Below are 18407 nucleotides of genomic sequence, written 5' to 3' on the forward strand. Positions count from 1 at the left end.
CCACTGCCTGCGACGCGTCTCACGCACCGGCCGACACTTATGCGGTCAGCTTGCGGGCTTCGCCGATCCCTGGACGGGTTCCCCCTTCGGCTTGGGCTTGGCGTCGATGCCCGACTCCTTGCGCTGCGCCGCGGTGATCGGGGCGGGCGCGTCGGTGAGCGGGTCGACGCCACCGCCCGACTTGGGGAACGCGATGACCTCACGGATGGAACTCTCCCCCGCCAGCAGTGCCGTGATCCGGTCCCAGCCGAACGCGATGCCGCCGTGTGGCGGTGCGCCGTACGCGAAGGCATCGAGCAGGAAGCCGAACTTCTCCTGCGCCTCGTCGTGATCGATGCCCATGATCGCGAAGACGCGTTCCTGGATGTCGCGACGGTGGATGCGGATCGATCCGCCGCCGATCTCGTTGCCGTTGCACACGATGTCGTAGGCGTAGGCCAGTGCTGCTCCCGGATCGGACTCGAGGGTCTCGACCGACTCGGGCTTGGGCGAGGTGAACGCATGGTGCACCGCGGTCCAGGCTCCCGAGCCCACGGCGACGTCCCCTGACGCGGTGGCGTCGTCCGCAGGCTCGAACAATGGGGCGTCGACGATCCACGTGAACGCCCAGTCGGCGGTCGCCGGATCGACCGGCTCGCCCGGTGCGGGGATGAGCCCGAGTCGCACCGCGATTTCGCTGCGCGCGGCTCCCAGAAGCGCGCGCTGTGCCTTGGCGGGACCCGCGGCGAAGAACACACAGTCGCCGGGCTTCGCGCCGACATGCGCGGCGAGGCCCTCACGCTCGGCGTCGGAGAGGTTCTTGGCGACCGGACCGCCGAGGGTGCCGTCCTCGCCGACGAGCACGTAGGCAAGGCCCTTGGCTCCGCGCTGTTTGGCCCATTCCTGCCAGGCGTCGAGTGTGCGGCGCGGCTGCGACGCACCGCCCTCCATGACCACTGCGCCCACGTACGGCGCCTGGAAGACGCGGAAGGGAGTGTCGGCGAAGAACTCGGTGCATTCGACGAGTTCGATCCCGAACCGCAGGTCCGGCTTGTCGGAACCGAAGCGCCGCATCGCGTCGGCGTAGGTCATCCGCGGGATCGGCGTGGAGATCTCGACGCCGATCAGACGCCACAGCGCCACGAGGATCTCCTCGGAGAGCGCGATGACGTCGTCCTCGTCGACGAAGCTCATCTCGATGTCGAGCTGGGTGAACTCGGGCTGGCGGTCGGCGCGGAAGTCCTCGTCGCGGTAGGCCCGTGCGATCTGGTAGTAGCGCTCCATGCCGGCCACCATGAGGAGCTGCTTGAACAGCTGCGGGCTCTGCGGGAGGGCGTAGAACGTTCCCGGTTGCAGACGCGCCGGGACGAGGAAGTCGCGGGCGCCCTCGGGCGTCGACCTGGTCAGCGTCGGCGTCTCGATCTCGACGAAGTCGTGAGCGGCCAGCACACCACGTGCAGCCGCGTTCGCCTTGGAGCGCAGTCGGATCGCCGCGGCGGGACCCTCGCGTCGCAGGTCGATGTAGCGGTAACGCAAGCGCGCTTCCTCACCGGGGCTCTCGTCGAGCTGGAACGGCAGCGGCGCCGACTCGTTGAGGACCTCCAGGTCGGTCGCATTGATCTCGATATCGCCCGACAGCAGGTTGGGGTTCTCGCTGCCCTCGGGCCGCTCCTCGACGACGCCGGTGACCTTGACGACGTACTCGGCGCGCAGACGGTGAGCCTTCTCGGCGACCGACTCGTCGCGGAACACGACCTGTACCAGCCCGGAGCTGTCACGCAGGTCGATGAACACGACGCCGCCATGATCGCGGCGACGCGCAACCCAGCCGGCGACGGTGACGGTCTGCGATGCATCGGCGCGCCGCAGCGAACCGGCGAAATGCGTGCGGAGCACTGGAGTCCTTCCCTGGTGGACGTACGGGTCTTGCGAATCTCGGGCTCAATCCTACGGAGGGGGCGGCCGCCGACCGCCGCGGGTGTCCCGGCGACGTCGCAGCTCGTGTCGGTTGGGCGTGGTTCACCCGTATCGCGACCTCCTCGCCGGTAGCCTGACCTGCATGACGTTCCAAGGCAGCGGGTCGCTGGACAACAGCAACGTGTCCGGCGGCGGGGGTGGCGGCGGCTTCGGTGGCGGCGGTGGACGGATCGCGCTGGGCGGTGGTGCCGGCCTGATCGTCACGCTGGTCGCGCTCTTCCTCGGCATCAATCCGGGGCAGATCCTCGGATCGTCGTCGGCGGGCCAGGGTTCGGCGAGCAGTTCGGCGAACCAGATCGACGAACACCTTGCCCAGTGCACGGTGGAGATGGCCAACACCGACGACATCTGCCGCATCAAGGCGACGACCATCAGCGTCAACCGGGTGTGGTCGGACCTGATGAAGGGCTACACGCCGCCGAAGACCGTCATCTTCAGCAATTCCGTCGACACCGGTTGCGGCGCCGCGACATCGGCGACCGGCCCGTTCTACTGCCCGGTCGACAAGACCGCCTACTTCGACCCGTCGTTCTTCGCCGAGCTGAAGAACATGGGCGGCAGCGACGGTCCGCTAGCCCAGGAGTACGTCGTCGCTCACGAGTACGGCCACCACGTACAGAACCTGACCGGCGCGCTGCAGAAGGGCCAGCAGCTCGGCTCCCACGGCCCCAAGTCGGGTTCGGTTCGCGTCGAGTTGCAGGCCGATTGTTACGCGGGCGTCTGGGCGTATCACGCCGACAAGGGCAGCGACGCCATGCTCGAACCGCTCACGACCGATCAGATCAACTCGGTCATCCAGACCGCGAAGGCGATCGGCGACGACACCATCCAGGGATCGAACTCCAATCCCGAGGGCTGGACGCACGGTTCGGCGGATCAGCGGGTGCGTTGGTTCTCGACGGGCTACAAGAACGGCGATCCGCGCCAGTGCGACACCTTCTCCACGAATGACCTCTGAGGATCGCGGTCGCGTCGCCAGTGCGGTCGACGCGATCGCCGACGATCATCTCGCCCGCAGCGTCGAACTCGATCCGATCCTCGCCACCGAATACGGCATCGGCGGTCACGACCGCCTGCTCACCGACTTCTCCCCCGACGCTGTCGACGAGCGTGCGGCGCAGGCACGTTCGACGCTGTTGCGACTCGACGCCGCGACGCCGGTCGATCACGTCGACCGGGTCACGATCGCCACGATGCGCGCAGCTCTCAACCGGGAACGTGCACTTGCCGACGCCGGCGAACTGACCGGCGAGTGCAATGTGATCGCCTCACCGTTACAGGCGATCCGCGATGTCTTCGACCTCATGCCCACCGATACGGCCGAACAGCGGGCCGACATGGTGGCGCGGATCGCTGCGATCCCGACGGCGATAGACAGCGTGATCGTCGGCCTCGGGCACCGCCGGGATGTCGGGCCCGCTCTCGCGCGTCGGCAGGTCGACCTCGTTGCGGCGCAGGCCGATGGGGCGCGCGCGGCAATCGCACAGAACACCACGGCCATCGCGTCCGACGACGCGCTCGCCACCGATCTGGCCACGGCGCTCGACGGTGCGGGCGCCGCGTTCGACCGGCTCGCCGCCCACCTGCGGACCGAGGTACTCGAGGGCGCCGACGCGGATGACGCGATCGGCCGCGATCGGTACCTGCTCCGGCTTCCCTACTATCTCGGCACCGATGTCGATCCCGACGAGGCCTACGACTGGGCGCTCGAGCGCCTCGCCGCGATCACGGCCGAACAGCAAGCGATCGCCGCCGAGATCGCGCCGGGCGCGAGCGTGACGGAGACACTCGAATTGCTCGACGCCGCGCCGCAGTATCAGCTCCACGATCGCGCGTCGTTCCTCGCGTGGATGCAGCAGACCTCCGACGAGGCGGTCGACGGACTCGCCGGCACCCACTTCGACATTCCCGGGCGTCTCACCCGACTCGAATGCCGACTGGCGCCGTCTTCGACCGGGATAATCTACTACACACAACCCAGCGCCGACCTCTCGCGCCCTGGCCGCATGTGGTGGGCGGTACCGCCGTCGCAGACGGTCTTCCACACGTGGCAGGAGAAGACCACCGTCTATCACGAGGGCGTGCCCGGCCATCATCTGCAACTCGGCGCCGCCATCGTCGACCCGGACCTCAACTCCTGGCGCAAGCTCGCGTCTTTCACGTCAGGTCACGGTGAGGGCTGGGCGCTGTATGCCGAGCGGTTGATGGGCGAGCTGGGGTGGCTCGACGACCCGGGCGACCGGATGGGCATGCTCGATTCACAGCGACTGCGCGCCGCGCGCGTCGTCGTCGACATCGGGGTCCACTGCCGCAAGTCCGCTCCTCCGTCCGTGGGCGGCGGCATCTGGAATGCCGAGAAGGCGTGGCAGTTCCTGACCGACTCGGTGGCAATGGATCGGGCGGTGCTCCGCTTCGAACTCGACCGCTATCTCGGCTGGGCAGGCCAGGCACCGAGTTACGCGCTCGGACAACGGGTGTGGGAGCAGTGCCGGGGTCAGGCGCTGGCACATCATCGGGAGTGGACGCTCAAGGACTTCCACACGAACGCGCTCGCGCTCGGCGGGGTCAGCCTTGACGTCCTGCGAGACGAGATGACCCGTTGACCAGTCGTGTCGGACGCGCCGGGGTCACTTCGGCAGGTCTGCCACTTCCTGCGGCGCAAGCGTTGCACCCCAACGCTTCTCGATGTCGGCGAAGCGCCACACCGCCAGCGAGATGACCCACGTCGCCACGAACAGTCCGACGATCACGAATCCGAGCATGTTCAGGTCGATTCCCGAGACGTCGTCCCAGAAGCGACCCGTCCAGCCGAACTGATCGGCGAGCAGGCCGAGTAGTTCGATGGTGCCGATGACGAGTGCGACCGCGATCGACAGTCCGGTGATGATCAGGTTGTAGTAGACCTTGCGCACCGGATTGGCCAACGCCCACCCGTAGGCGAAGTTCATGAACGACCCGTCGATGCTGTCGAACAGACTCATACCCGCGGCGAAGATCACGGGAAGACACAGGATCGCGTACCAGGGCAGCCCCGCGGCAGCGGTCGAGCCTGCGAGCACGAGTAGCGCGACCTCGGTCGCGGTGTCGAAGCCGAGTCCGAACAGCACGCCGATCGGGTACATCTGCCACGGCTTGGTGACCAGCCGCATGACGCGCCCGAGGATGCGGTTCATGAAGCCGCGGTTGGCGAGGTGTTCCTCAAGTTGTGCCTCGTCGTAGATCCCGCGACGCATGTCCCGGAACACGCGGACGATGCCGAGGAGGATCACGATGTTGATCGCCGCGATCAGATAGAGGAAGCCGCCGGAGACGCTGGTGCCGATCAGCCCGGTGACCTGGTGCAGTGTCGAGGAGTCGTCCTCCACCGATCCGGCGAGTGCCTTGATCCCGAACGACAGCAGCACCGCGAGGCCGAAGACGACGGTCGAGTGGCCGAGTGAGAACCAGAATCCCACCGTCATCGGCCGTTTGCCCTCGCCCATGAGCTTGCGTGTGGTGTTGTCGATGGCCGAGATGTGGTCGGCGTCGAACGCGTGTCGCATGCCGAGGGTGTACGCGGTCAGTCCGATGCCCACACCGAGCGTCTTCTGCCCGACGGTGAAGTGCTCGGGCGCGACGAGGAAGACGAGCGTCCCCCAGCCGATGACATGCAGCGCCGCGACGACGGCGACCATACCGCCGACGCTGGCCCATTCGGGCCTCGACAACAATCGCGCGGGCGAACCCTGTGTGACAGACGAACTCATGGGGCGACGATAGGCCGTGGCGCGGCCATCTGAACACCTGCTCAGATCAAAACCCGTCGTCTGGACGGGCCACACTGTCCGAACGGATAGTCAACGCGCACAAGAGATTTCGTGTCCGATACCCGAGCATTGCCCGGTTGTTCCGGTTGCACCCCACCTCGGTCCGGTCAGGTCAGCAGCCCACGAACCTCGTCGACGACACCCTCCAGCGACGTCTTGTGTTGTTCGCCGTTGCCCAGGTTCTTGATCTCGATCGTCCCCTCGGCCAGCTCACGGTCGCCGAGTACCAGCGCGAGCGCGGCGCCGGACCGATCCGCAGCCTTCATCGCGCCCTTCAGACCACGGTCGCCGTAGGCGAGGTCGACACTGACGCCTGCGGCACGCAATTGTCCTGCGACGCTGACCAATTCGGCCTTGGCGTCGGTTCCCAGCGGAACACCGAAGACCTGGCAGCGCGCGGCGTCGACGTGCGCGATGCCCTCGGCCTCGAGCGCGAGCATGGTGCGGTCGACGCCGAGTCCGTATCCGATCCCGGACAGATCCTGCTTGCTACCGAGCTGCCGCATCAGACCGTCGTAGCGACCGCCACCGCCGATGCCCGACTGCGCACCGAGACCGTCGTGGACGAATTCGAACGTGGTCTTCGTGTAGTAGTCGAGTCCGCGCACCAGGCGGGGGTTGATCACGTAGGGAACGCCGAGTTGACGCAGGTGCGAGAGCACGCTTTCGAAGTGACCGCGCGCGTCGTCGGACAGGTAGTCGAGCATCAACGGCGCGTCGGCGGTCGCCTCCCGGATGTCGGGCCGCTTGTCGTCGAGCACGCGGAGCGGATTGAGCTGTGCGCGTTGGCGAGTCGCCTCGTCGAGGTCGAGCCCGCCGAGGAACTCCTGCAACGCAGCCCGGTACGCGGGACGGCACGAATCGTCGCCGAGCGAGGTGATCTCGAGCCGGAAACCGGAGAGGCCGAGTCTGCGGTATCCCTCGTCGGCGATTGCGATGACCTCGGCGTCGAGCGCGGGGTCGTCGACCCCGATCGCCTCGACGCCGACCTGCTGGAGTTGGCGATAGCGCCCGGCCTGCGGGCGTTCGTAGCGGAAGAACGGTCCGGCGTAACAGAGCTTGACCGGAAGCTGCCCTCTGTCGAGCCCGTGCTCGATGACGGCACGAACCACACCCGCGGTTCCTTCGGGGCGAAGTGTGACCGAGCGTCCGCCGCGGTCTTCGAAGGTGTACATCTCTTTGCTGACCACGTCGGTGGACTCGCCGACGCCGCGTGCGAAGAGCCCGGTGTCCTCGAAGATCGGCAACTCGATGTGACCGTAGCCGGCGCGACGAGCGGCGTCGGTGAAGGTGTCGCGCACGCGACGGAAGTCAGCCGACGCCGGCGGGTAGTAGTCGGGGATGCCCTTCGGTGCGACGAAGTCGGCGCTCACAGTCTCCTGCTTCCGTTCTGTCGGCTCGACGTGCCCAGATCCGTGAGGAACGGGTTGGTCGCACGCTCCTGCCCGATCGATGTCTGCGGTCCGTGACCGGGTAGCACCTGGGTGTCGTCCGACAGCGGGAGGAGCTTCGACGCGATCGAGTCGAGCAACTGCTGATGATTGCCGCCGGGCAGGTCGGTGCGTCCGATCGACCCCGCAAACAGTACGTCACCGGAGAAGCAGACCGGCACGCTGGCCGTCTGTCCCTCATCGTCGGCGATCTCGACGTCGGTGCCGAGTAGCACCGACCCCTGGGTGTGCCCCGGCGCCAGATCGACACTGAATCTGATGCCTGCGACCTCGGTCGGCTCGCCGTCGACGAAGTCGACAACCTTCTCAGGCTCACGGAAGGTCAGCGGGCCGATCATGGCGCCGAGTGCGCTGCCGAGGCCCACCGCGGGGTCGGCGAGCATCGGTCGGTCGGCGGGGTGGATGTAGGCCGGGATGCCGTAGGCATCGCAGACGTCGGCGGCGTTCCAGGTGTGGTCGAGGTGTCCATGGGTGAGCAGCACGGCGACCGGCGTGAGATCGTTCTCGCGGAGGAGTTCGGTGACCTTGTCGGCCGCCTCCTGCCCCGGGTCGATGACGATCGCCTCGCCGCCGGGCTCGGGCGCGACGATGTAGCAGTTGGTCTGGAACATTCCCGCGGGGAATCCGGTGATCAGCATGTGCGCTCCTGGGCTGGACGGCGGGTGTGGCGCGGCGACGCACCACTCCTGACCCTCCATTCTGGACTATCCGGCCGTGGTGCCCGACGCCCGTCCGGCACACCTGCCTGGGGAACTCTCAGGGTGTCCTGGCACACTTGCGTGTCGATACAGCCGTGTCGCCTCATACGCACCGACAGACGTCTCAGGAGGGTTCACCAGCGTGACCACCAACGAGGAACGCCGCGAAGCCGCCAAGCGGAAGCTCGAGGAGAGGCTCGAACGCGAGCGTCAGGATCGCAAGCGTCGGCGGATCATCATCGCATCGGTCTCGACGGTGCTGGTGGTGGCTGTCGTCGCGACGGCGACCACGTTGATCGTCAAGAAGGTGCTCGACGATCGCGAAGCCGCACGGTGGACGTCCTGCGAGTATCAGGATCAGCCCGACCGCCTGAAGCCGATCCCCACGGATCCGCCGCAGGGCGTGCCCGCGGAGCAGCACGACGAGTACCGCAAGTACGCGGCGGAGATGAACAAGATGATCAACGAGGGCATCCCCAAGAAGCGGACCGCCCCCAAGCCCGGCGATCGTCAGCTCAAGTCCGGCGACGTCTCTGCAACATTCGACACCTCGCAGGGAGCCATCCCGATCACGCTGACCCGTGACTCGGCTCCGTGCAACACCGGTGCCGTGATCTCGCTCATCCGGCACGACTACTACAACGACACCCCGTGCCACCGGATGACAACGAGCGACGCACTGAAGGTGCTGCAGTGCGGCGATCCGACGGGCACCGGCGCCGGCGGGCCCGGTTGGAGCAGTCCCGACGAGCCGCCGACCAACCTCAAGCCAGCCGGTCAGCCGAATCCGATGAGCGGCCAGCAGTCGGTGACCTATCCGCGTGGCACGATCGCGATCGCCAACAGCAATCAGGGTGGTCAGAGCAGCAATACCGGTTCGAGCCAGTTCTTCCTGGTCATCTCCGACAGTCAGCTCCCAGCCGACTACTCGGTCGTCGGCAAGGTCGACCCCGAGGGCCTGAAAGTCCTCGACAAGGTCGCCGCGGGTGGGGTCACCCCGGGGCCGTCCGGCGAGGCCAGCGACGGCAAACCCAAGCTCCCGGTGCAGATCAACACCGCGAAGATCACCGGCGGAGACCTGGGCTAGGTGTACTGACCCGCCAGGTTGGGTACGCGGTCGGCGGGTGAGTTGCCTCGGAGTGCGGTGTGGCCGCGTTCGTGATTGTAGATGCGAAGGAACTCGGGGAAGGCTGCGACGCGTTCGGTTTCACTGAGGTAGGGACGGGCGTAGGCCCATTCCTCCTGGAGGGTCCGGTTGAATCGTTCGACCTTGCCATTGGTTTGCGGCCGGTACGGTCTGGTCCACTTGTGCTTGATCCCGTTTTCGTCCAACAAGTCCCGGAATACCCGGGACCGGTAACAAGAGCCGTTGTCGGTCATCACTCGCGCGGTGGTGACACCGATCGAGGCGAAGTGCGCCAACGCCCGAGTCATGAACGCGGTCGCGGTTTCCTTCTTCTCATCAGCGAGGATCTCGGAGTAGGCGTAGCGGGAATGGTCGTCGACGGCGTGATGCAGATACGCGTACCCCAGGTTCGGGCGGCCAGCAACTTTGCGGGTTCGCCCAGGCTCGCGGTGGGCACTGGAGTTGCGGGCGCCCTGGGCGCGGCCGTGTACGCGATGTCCACCTCCGTCGGGGATTCTCCCGAGCTTTTTGATGTCGACGTGGATCAAGTCTCCGGGCGCTTCACGTTCATACCGGCGGACCTCGCGCCGGCGGGCACGTACCGGCGCCCCGGTCGCCGGGTCGATCCACGACAACCGCAGGCATCGGTACCGGGTCAGGATGCGGTGCACCGTGGAGACGTTCAAGCCCAGGTGAAACGCGATCCGGGCCGGCCCCCAGCGACGGGAGACGCGTAACCCGACGACTCGGCGTTCCCGGCGCCGGCGGGTGCGATGCGGACACGATCGGGGCCGGCTGGACCGATCACCCATCCCGGCCGGCCCCGATTCGCGGTAGCGATCCGCCCATCGCTTGGCCGTGGTGACCGACACGTTGAACCGGTTAGCCGCGCGGCGCAAGGGCCACCCATCTTCGACAACACACCGAGCCAGACGCAACCGGCCAGTCGGGGACAACGGTGAATTACGGTGAGACACGAAGACCTCCGGGTTGAGGAGCGGTTCCTAGACAGCTCCACACCTCACTCGGAGGTCTTCCCTATGTCACGTCGACTCGCCGAACGCCGTACCTAACGTCCCGGGTCAGTACAGCTAGGCCAGACTCAGCGCACAGTCGACGACAGGAGGCGCACAGTCGGCGGGACACCCCCGCGACTGTGCGCCTCCTGCGGCCGAGCGGGCACCTCCTGCAGCCGAGCGGGCACCTCCTGCAGCCGAGCGGGCACCTCCTGCAGCCGAGCGGGCATCTCCTGCAGCCAAGCGGGCACCTCCTGCAGCCGAGTGGGCGCCTCCTGCGGTCGACTGTGCGCCCGGAACGGCCCCCGAACGGCTAAGCGGCAGACGTCACCCGGTAGACGTCGTAGACGCCCTCGACGTTGCGCACCACGTTGAGCACGTGGCCAAGGTGTTTCGGATCACCCATCTCGAAGGTGAACTTGCTGACTGCGACGCGGTCTCGGCTGGTCGTCACCGACGCCGAGAGGATGTTCACCTTCTCGTCGGCGAGCACCTTTGTGACGTCGGAGAGCAGTCGATGACGGTCGAGGGCCTCCACCTGGATCGCGACGAGGAACACCGACTCCGGTGAGGGCGCCCAGGTCACCGGGATGATGCGCTCGTCCTGTCGACGCAGCTCACCGGCGTTGGTGCAGTCGGTGCGGTGTACGCTGACTCCCCCGCCTCGGGTGATGAAGCCGAGGATGTCGTCGCCGGGCACGGGCGTGCAGCACTTGGCGAGCTTGATGAGGATGTTGTCGATCCCCTCGACGACGACACCGGCATCCCCGCCCGCACGCGTCCGCGACGGCATCGTCGACAGCGTCGACCGCTCGGCGATCTCCTCGGCGGCGTCGTCGATTCCGCCCAGTGACGAGACGAGCCGATTGACGACGTGCCGCGCGGACACGTGATTCTCGCCGACCGCGGTGTACAGCGCGGTGACGTCTGCGTACCGGAGTTCCTTGGCGATCGCAGCCATCGACTCGGCACTCATGAGCCGTTGCAGCGGCAATCCGCCTCGACGGACCTCCTTCGCGATCGCGTCCTTACCTGTCTCGAGAGCCTCTTCTCGACGTTCCTTCGCGAACCACTGGCGGATCTTGGCCTTCGCGCGCGGCGAGACCACGAAGTTCTGCCAGTCCTTGCTCGGGCCTGCGTTGGGCGCCTTGGAGGTGAACACCTCGACGACCTCGCCGTTCTCGAGCTGACGTTCGAGCGCGACGAGGCGTCCGTTGACGCGTGCGCCGATACATCGATGTCCGACCTCGGTGTGCACGGCGTAGGCGAAGTCGACCGGCGTCGATCCCGCCGGAAGCGTGATGACGTCGCCCTTCGGGGTGAAGACGAAGATCTCCTTGACCGCGAGGTCATAGCGCAGCGACTCGAGGAATTCTCCCGGGTCTGCAGCCTCCCGCTGCCAGTCGAGAAGCTGACGCATCCACGCCATGTCGTCGATCTCGGCCGCATCGGACTTGCGTCCCTTGCGATCTCGATAACCGCTCTCCTTGTAGCGCCAGTGCGCCGCGATTCCGAACTCGGCGGTGCGGTGCATGTCGTTGGTGCGGATCTGCACCTCGAGAGGCTTGCCCTCCGGCCCGATGACGGTGGTGTGCAACGACTGGTACACACCGAACCGCGGCTGCGCGATGTAGTCCTTGAACCGTCCGGCCATGGGCTGCCACAGCGAGTGCACGACGCCGACGGCCGCGTAGCAGTCGCGCACGTCGTCGCACAGGATGCGCATGCCGACGAGGTCGTGGATGTCGTCGAAGTCGCGGCCCTTGACGATCATCTTCTGGTAGATGGACCAGTAGTGCTTGGGTCGGCCCTCGACCGTCGCGGTGATCTTCGCCGACGACAGCGCATTGTTGATATCGGCGCGCACGCGTGCGAGATAGGTGTCGCGTGACGGTGCGCGGTCGGCGACGAGCCGGACGATCTCCTCGTAGCGTTTGGGGTGCAGAATCGCGAACGAGAGGTCCTCGAGCTCCCACTTCACCGTCGCCATGCCGAGTCGATGGGCAAGTGGCGCAATCACTTCGAGCGTCTCGCGCGCCTTGCGCGCCTGCTTCTCCGGAGGCAGGAAGCGCATGGTGCGCATGTTGTGCAAGCGGTCGGCGACCTTGATGACCAGCACCCGCGGGTCGCGCGCCATCGCGATGATCATCTTGCGAATCGTCTCGGCCTCGGCAGCGCTCCCGAGGGCGACCTTGTCGAGTTTCGTCACCCCGTCGACGAGGTGGGCTACCTCGGCGCCGAACTCGCTCTCGAGCGCCTCGAGCGTGTAGCCGGTGTCCTCGACGGTGTCGTGCAGCAGCGCGGCGACGAGTGTCGTGGTGTCCATCCCGAGATCGGCGAGAATCGTCGCGACCGCGAGCGGATGGGTGATGTACGGGTCCCCCGACTTCCGCTTCTGGCCACGATGACGTTCGTCGGCCACGTCGTAGGCGTGCTGCAACAGCGCGATGTCGGCTTTGGGATAGATCTCACGATGGAGCGTGACCAGCGGCTCCAGGACCGGACGTACCGAGCTACGGGTCGCGGTCATTCGTCGTGCGAGCCGAGCGCGCACCCGTCGCGACGCCGAGGCGTGGGTGGTGTCGGCGGTGGTGGCGGCGTCGGCGGGCGATCCCGCGTTGGAGGGGCGAGCAGGGGTGTCGGCCGGCACCCGGTTCGACGCCGCGGGGCCGGAGTCGGCGGGCGTCTGTTCGACGGGGCCGGTCGGCGCTACCCGCTCACGAGCGATGGCTGCCTCGGTCTCGTTCGCCATGCTGCCTCCTTGTCGCGGCGCGTGATTCTCACGGACATCTGGAATGTCGATACCGTTGTCCATCGCTGGGAAACAACACCGTAGTCACCGAGTCTAATCCGCGCTCGACGCCCGGCACCGGGGACGGCCGCACGAGCTGTACGCATGGTGGAACCGTCAGCGATCGTCGGTGATCGCGTGCAGGCTCACGTCCGGCCCGAGTTCGCCGGCGATCTTCGCACGTCCGCCGAGATCGGCGAGTTCCATGATGACGGCAACCCCGACGACGGACGCTCCCGCCAGATCCATGAGCTTCGACGCCGCGACCGCGGTGCCGCCGGTCGCCAGCACGTCGTCGACGACGAGGATTCGGCTGCCACTGATGTCGATCCCGCTGGCAGGAATCTCCAGCCGCCCCTGCCCGTACTCGAGGTCGTAGTCGACGCCGTAGACCGGCGGGGGCAGCTTGCCGCCCTTGCGGACCGCAAGGATTCCCACACCCAGTTCCTGGGCGACAGCGCCGCCGACGAGAAACCCGCGGGCGTCGATCCCCGCGACGAGGTCGATGCCGGAGCACCCGTGGGTCAGCGCGGTCACGATCGACGAGAACCCCTCGGTGTCGGCGAGCACGGGCGTCAGATCACGGAACAGAATGCCCGGCTTCGGGAAATCCGGGACCGTACGTTCGTGCTCCGCGATGGCAGCGCGTGCCCGTCGAATCGCATCGCGCGTGATGTCGTCTGATGCCGCGTTCGCGTGCCCGCTACTCACAGCTCACTCACCGCTGACCCACCGATCCATGTTCCATCCCGTCCCGTTGCGGCCCAGTCCGGCCACGACATTGTGGACTCGATCATTCCATCGCCGCACGCGTGGGGCAGCGAACAGCGGGATCGACGGTACGTCCGCCCAGGCCGCGGCCTCGATCGTCCTGACGAGCCCCAACTGGTCGCTGCCGAGGCTGCCGACGCTGCGTGCGGCGATTGCATCCGACACCTGCTGATCGTCGAATCCGTTGATGTCCAACGGATCTCCACCGAACAACTGATAGGCGTCCCTGCTGGGATCTGCCGCTCCTGCCGCTGCGAACGACGTTCCGCCGACGACGATCGCCGCATCGGCCGTCTTGCCGAGGTCGCCGATCCCGAACTGCGGGGACGACACATCGGTGACCGAGATCCCGGCAGCACCGCACGAGTCGGCGACGGCCGAGACCATCTGCCGCTGCCGGTCGCCCGGCGCGAGGTACCCGATCCGCACACGAATCCCCGAGTTCTTACCGGCACCGGCGAGAAGCTCCCGCGACTTGGCGGCGTTGGCGCGCAGATAACCCTGCCCGAATTCACTGTTGATGCTCGAGGCCAGTCGATCAGCGGGCGCGAGCGTACGCAGATTCCACAACTGGGCGCCCTGACCGAACTTCCGCGTCAGCACATCGCGTGGCACGCAGCTGGCGAACGCCTGTCGGACAGCGGCGTCGGCGAAGACACCACGCCGCGACAGCACCAGCTCTTCAACGCCGAGCGCACGCCCGGGGGCATCGCGTGCCTGCACCTGGCCTGCGGAGTTCTGGTCGCTACGCGCGGCGTCGCCGTCGGTGAGGCCGGCTGTAACGTCGGCGACGTCGTAGGAGTTGCCGGTGATGAGCCGAGCCGAGTCCGATCTGCCGTGCACCAGGATGCGCGATACCTTCGGCGCGTCGCCCCACCACTTGGAGTTGGGCACGAGGAGCACGCCGGAGTCGGTGACGTCGGAGATCTCGTACGGTCCCGACGACGGCATCGCGTCGACGTCGACGGCTCCGACACGAAGCTCGAATGCCGACCTCCACGCCTTCGCGATCCTTCTGATCGTCGGGCGATTTCCCGACCGGATCGGTGCCAGCACATCGCCGACGCCCGCGCTGCGGGCAACGACCTGAGCAGGCATCAGGGTGCCCGCCCCGAACAGCGATCGCCAGTCACGATAGTCACGGCCACGTTCGAAGGAGACGGTCGCCCGCTTGCTCCCGGCGTCGCAATCGATCTTGTCGATGTCGCGGTAGCCGGCAGTGGTGGCCGCTCCGAATTCGGGATAGCGCCCGTTCATCGCGGTCCATGCCAGTACGAGGTCGTCACAATCGAGCGGGGTCCCGTCGGAGAACGCGGCGTCGGGTGTGAATTGATACGTCAGCGTCTGCACGGCTCCCGGCTGGGCGGTGACGGTGCCGATGTCGCGATCGGGCGTCACCTGGCCCGACGCGCCGAGAAAGCTGAAGCCCGGTAACACCCTGCTGGTCAGCATCAGCGCACCATCGGCGTTGCCGTCTGCGGTGTTCGCGTTGGCAGTGCTCAGACGCGCATCGGTGAGGTAGTCGAGGGTCGGTGGCGGGTCGTCGCCACAGGCGCTCACCACGCCGACCATGGCGAGTCCCGCCAGCACTATCGCGAGCACTCGCGTGCCGCGTCGGGAAATCACTCCCGCGCCTATCGGGAACGTCGGCGCTTGCCGGTGGGAGTCTGCGGCTGCTCCCCCGCCTCCAACTCGCTTCGGCCGTGACGCGCGCTCGGCCGTCCGCGGACAGCACGCTCGGTCGACGCGACGTCCTCACCGGAGTCGACCGCCTCGCGACGCTGCAGCACGCGCGCAGTGTGCCGCTTGATCTCCGAGCGGCGCTCCTTGAGCGTCACCAGAAGCGGAGCAGCGAGGAAGATCGACGAGTAGGTACCGACGACCACGCCGACCAGCTGGATGAGACCGAGGTCCTTCAGCGTGCCGACGCCGAGGAGCCACACGGCGATGACCATGAGGGCGATGATCGGCAGTACCGAGATGACAGTGGTGTTGATCGAACGCATCAGGGTCTGATTGATCGCGAGATTGGCCTGCTCGGCGTACGTGCGGCGCGTCGTCTGCAGCACCGACCGCGTGTTCTCGCCGACCTTGTCGAACACCACGACCGTGTCGTACAGGGAGAATCCCAGGATGGTGAGCAAGCCGATGACGGTTGCGGGGGTGACCTCGAAGCCGACAAGGGAGTAGATACCCGCGGTGCAGACGATGTCGAACAGCAGCGACGCGAGTGCCGCGACAGACATCTCCCTGTCGAAGCGGATGGCGATGTAGACGAACACGATCACCAGGAACACCGCCAAGGCGATCAGCATCTTCTCGGTGATCTCTTTGCCCCAGGTCGAGCTCACCTCCGAGATGCTCACATCCTGGTTGGTGAGTTCAGGGCCGAAACGATCGGTGAGTGCCGCGGTGACCGCCGATGCCTGCTGCGGCGTCAACGTGTCAGTCCGCACCTGAACGGTCTCGCTGGCTCCCGAGCCTGCGGTTTGCACCGCTTCCGGAGCGCTGCCGAGCGCCTTGGTGGTGACGTCTTCGACGGACTGACTGGTCACGCCCTGCGTCACCGGGATGGAGATCTGTGTTCCGCCCTCGAACTCGATGCCGAAGGAGAATCCGCGGATCGCGATCGACGCAACGCAGATGATGACGATCACCAGACTCACGAGGTACCACATGCGTCTGCGTCCGACGATCTCAAAGGCGCCCGTGCCCGTGTAGAGCCGGGACAGGAACGACCTGTTGGTGTCGGCGACGAAGTCGGCGTCGCTGCCGGTGGCCGGAGTCGGGGCCGAGGAGTCGCGCGTGTCGTTGGTGGTGGTCATTTCGACGATCCTTCTGCAGACGATCCGTCTGCGGACGATCCTTGTCCGACGGCCTGCTTGTTCTCGGTAGCGGCTCTGTCCGTCCGGGCGGCCCGCTGGCGTCGCTGACGTGCGACCTCGCTCACCGCCCCGAGTCCGTTGACCTTCGGTCGTGAGAGGAAGTCGTTTCTGCTCGCGAGGACGACCAGCGGATGGGTGACCAGGAACACGACGACGACGTCGAGAATGGTGGTCAGACCGAGCGTGAACGCGAAGCCGCGCACCTCGCCGATCGCGAGGATGTAGATGACGGCGGCTGCGATGAAACTGACGGCATTGCCCGACCAGATGGTGCGCCTGGCGCTCGCCCAGCCGCGAGGCACCGCCGAACGGAAACTTCGTCCCTCACGCATCTCGTCCTTGATGCGTTCGAAGTAGACGACGAACGAGTCGGCGGTCATGCCGATACCGATGATCAAACCGGCGATGCCCGCGAGGTCGAGGGTGAATCCGATCCAACGGCCGAGGAGCACGATGATTCCGTAGACCGCCGCCCCGGCGAGAATCAGCGAGAGGATCGTCAGGAAGCCCAGCGCGCGGTAGTACAGCAACGCGTAGATGAACACGGCGATCAGACCGATGAGACCTGCGATCAGACCTGCGCGCAGCGACTGGAGGCCGAGGGTGGCCGACACGGTTTCTGCGTCGGACGTCTTGAACGAGAGCGGTAGTGAACCGTACTTCAGGACGTTGGCGAGGTCACTGGCCTCGGACTCGTTGAACGATCCCGTGATCTGCGTCTTGCCGCCGGAGATCTGCGAATTGATCGTCGCTGCGGACACCACCCGGCTGTCGAGAACGAATGCTGTGGTGTTGCCGATGTTCTTGGCGGTGAAGTCGCTCCAGGTCTGCGCGGCATTCGGTTTGAAGTCGAGATACACCGTCCACGCACCGGTCTGCTGGTCCGATCCCGAACTTGCAGAACTGATGTCACGACCGTCGATGATCTGCGGCGCGAGCAGGTAGACCTGCTTGCCGTCCTCGGAACACGCGACGAGGTATTCGTCGGAACGGTCGTTGCCCAGCAGCGGATCATTGGCGCCGGTCGAACAGTCCATCTTCGACATGTAGGCCTTCAGGCCGTCGGTGTTGGCACCTGCGGGAACCTGCCGGAGCTTGCGCTGCTCCTCGATTGCCCTGGCCGCCTGATCAGCAGGCTGCTCGTCGGTAGGCTCCTGGGCGGTGTTCTGCTTCGGCTGCGGAGTCGCCGCCTGCACCTCGACGACCGGGCGGACGAACAGCCGCGCGGTCTGTCCCAGCGTCTTGGCCTGTGCGCCGTCCTGACCGGGAACCGTGATGATCAGGTTGTTGCCGTTGACGACCACCTCGGAACCGGACACGCCGAGACCGTTGACGCGCTGCTCGATGATCTGCTTGGCCTGGTCGAGCTGCTCACGAGTGGGTGGGTTACCCGACTCGGTGCGCGCGGTCAGGGTGACGCGGGTGCCGCCCTGGAGATCGATGCCGAGCTTCGGCTCCGGTGAACCGCCGCCGGTGAAGAAGATGAGCGCGTAAATCACCGCAAGCAGGACGAAGAACAGCGTCAACGGACGCCACGGTGGGATCTCACGCGATGGCGACCGCCGCTTCTTCGCTGGCTTTGTGGTCGACGACCCTCGTTTGGTGGTCGACGACCCTCGATTCTTGGTCGACAACTCTGTCGCCCGGCGAGGGGTGGTCACGTTGTTCTCGATCTCCTTCAGCGCGCGTCAGATGGCCGCCGGCCACTGTACTGATCGGCCAGACGGCCGCACGCCACTCTACTGATCAGCGCCGACGCATTCACACGGCCCCACCCGGGGTCGTGTGAATCGGGCAACGTCGTGGCCGCGTGCAGTGCGGTGTATCAGGCAGCGCCGTGAGCGGGGCGGGGCGGTGCCCAGAGCCGGGCGGTGCCGTCAACGGGCGCAGTGATCGCGCCGACAGCC

Annotated in this window: 13 protein-coding genes; 3 read left to right on the plus strand and 10 right to left on the minus strand. The window is 66.6% G+C overall.

Annotated features, from left to right (window positions below; translation table 11 throughout):
• Positions 1–45: 45 nt before the first annotated feature.
• Positions 46–1875 (minus strand): aspartate--tRNA ligase, encoded by a 1830-nt coding sequence (gene aspS, locus LK459_RS22305; protein ID WP_227920851.1) that lies wholly within the window; start codon positions 1873–1875, stop codon positions 46–48.
• Positions 1876–2038: 163 nt separating this feature from the next.
• Here aspS and ypfJ point away from each other — a divergent pair, with 163 nt between their 5' ends.
• Positions 2039–2914 carry a KPN_02809 family neutral zinc metallopeptidase gene (ypfJ, locus tag LK459_RS22310; protein ID WP_227920853.1) on the plus strand — a complete coding sequence of 292 codons (876 nt, stop codon included), beginning with the start codon at positions 2039–2041 and terminating at the stop codon, positions 2912–2914.
• Positions 2904–4559: a DUF885 domain-containing protein gene (locus LK459_RS22315; RefSeq protein ID WP_227920854.1), complete on the plus strand. Its 1656-nt coding sequence runs from the start codon at positions 2904–2906 to the stop codon at positions 4557–4559. Before ypfJ ends, LK459_RS22315 begins: the two co-directional genes overlap by 11 nt.
• Before the next feature lie 24 nt (positions 4560–4583).
• Here LK459_RS22315 and nicT read toward each other — a convergent pair whose 3' ends face one another.
• The 3 genes from nicT to LK459_RS22330 all read right to left on the minus strand — a co-directional run bounded on the left by nicT (position 4584) and on the right by LK459_RS22330 (position 7851).
• The gene (nicT, locus tag LK459_RS22320; protein ID WP_227920860.1) at positions 4584–5702 is read right to left on the minus strand and encodes a Nickel transporter NicT; all 1119 of its coding nucleotides are present in this window, start codon (positions 5700–5702) and stop codon (positions 4584–4586) included.
• Positions 5703–5869: 167 nt separating this feature from the next.
• A complete protein-coding gene (gene hisS / locus LK459_RS22325; protein WP_007239365.1) occupies positions 5870–7135 on the minus strand; it encodes a histidine--tRNA ligase in 1266 nt (421 codons plus the stop codon).
• A complete protein-coding gene (locus LK459_RS22330) occupies positions 7132–7851 on the minus strand; it encodes an MBL fold metallo-hydrolase (protein ID WP_227920862.1) in 720 nt (239 codons plus the stop codon). The genes hisS and LK459_RS22330 overlap by 4 nt, the downstream gene beginning before the upstream one ends.
• Before the next feature lie 202 nt (positions 7852–8053).
• Here LK459_RS22330 and LK459_RS22335 point away from each other — a divergent pair, with 202 nt between their 5' ends.
• The gene (locus LK459_RS22335; RefSeq protein ID WP_007239363.1) at positions 8054–8998 is read left to right on the plus strand and encodes a peptidylprolyl isomerase; all 945 of its coding nucleotides are present in this window, start codon (positions 8054–8056) and stop codon (positions 8996–8998) included.
• Here LK459_RS22335 and LK459_RS22340 read toward each other — a convergent pair.
• The 6 genes from LK459_RS22340 to secD form a co-directional block, all read right to left on the minus strand.
• Positions 8995–10014, minus strand: coding sequence for an IS481 family transposase (locus LK459_RS22340; protein ID WP_227920864.1), 1020 nt, complete (start codon positions 10012–10014; stop codon positions 8995–8997). The genes LK459_RS22335 and LK459_RS22340 overlap by 4 nt on opposite strands.
• A 352-nt stretch (positions 10015–10366) precedes the next feature.
• Positions 10367–12805 carry a RelA/SpoT family protein gene (locus LK459_RS22345; protein ID WP_007239362.1) on the minus strand — a complete coding sequence of 813 codons (2439 nt, stop codon included), beginning with the start codon at positions 12803–12805 and terminating at the stop codon, positions 10367–10369.
• Between the two features lie 156 nt (positions 12806–12961).
• The gene (locus LK459_RS22350; protein WP_227920870.1) at positions 12962–13555 is read right to left on the minus strand and encodes an adenine phosphoribosyltransferase; all 594 of its coding nucleotides are present in this window, start codon (positions 13553–13555) and stop codon (positions 12962–12964) included.
• Between the two features lie 3 nt (positions 13556–13558).
• Positions 13559–15241 carry an ABC transporter substrate-binding protein gene (locus tag LK459_RS22355; RefSeq protein ID WP_007239360.1) on the minus strand — a complete coding sequence of 561 codons (1683 nt, stop codon included), beginning with the start codon at positions 15239–15241 and terminating at the stop codon, positions 13559–13561.
• Positions 15242–15249: 8 nt separating this feature from the next.
• Positions 15250–16440: a protein translocase subunit SecF gene (gene secF, locus LK459_RS22360; RefSeq protein ID WP_227920871.1), complete on the minus strand. Its 1191-nt coding sequence runs from the start codon at positions 16438–16440 to the stop codon at positions 15250–15252.
• Entirely contained in the window at positions 16437–18161 is a 1725-nt protein-coding gene (gene secD, locus LK459_RS22365; RefSeq protein ID WP_007239358.1) for a protein translocase subunit SecD, read from the minus strand. Before secD ends, secF begins: the two co-directional genes overlap by 4 nt.
• Between the last annotated feature and the right edge of the window lie 246 nt (positions 18162–18407).

It is taken from the genome of Gordonia otitidis (assembly GCF_020735545.1).
Lineage (GTDB): Bacteria > Actinomycetota > Actinomycetes > Mycobacteriales > Mycobacteriaceae > Gordonia > Gordonia otitidis.

What these genes read in the sequence shown, in the direction of transcription:
- nicT (WP_227920860.1), bottom strand. Translation starts at nt 5,702, where the DNA reads ATGAGTTCGTCTGTCACACAGGGTTCGCCCGCGCGATTGTTGTCGAGG.
- LK459_RS22330 (WP_227920862.1), bottom strand. Translation starts at nt 7,851, where the DNA reads ATGCTGATCACCGGATTCCCCGCGGGAATGTTCCAGACCAACTGCTAC.
- LK459_RS22315 (WP_227920854.1), top strand. Translation starts at nt 2,904, where the DNA reads ATGACCTCTGAGGATCGCGGTCGCGTCGCCAGTGCGGTCGACGCGATC.
- ypfJ (WP_227920853.1), top strand. Translation starts at nt 2,039, where the DNA reads ATGACGTTCCAAGGCAGCGGGTCGCTGGACAACAGCAACGTGTCCGGC.
- secF (WP_227920871.1), bottom strand. Translation starts at nt 16,440, where the DNA reads ATGACCACCACCAACGACACGCGCGACTCCTCGGCCCCGACTCCGGCC.
- LK459_RS22345 (WP_007239362.1), bottom strand. Translation starts at nt 12,805, where the DNA reads ATGGCGAACGAGACCGAGGCAGCCATCGCTCGTGAGCGGGTAGCGCCG.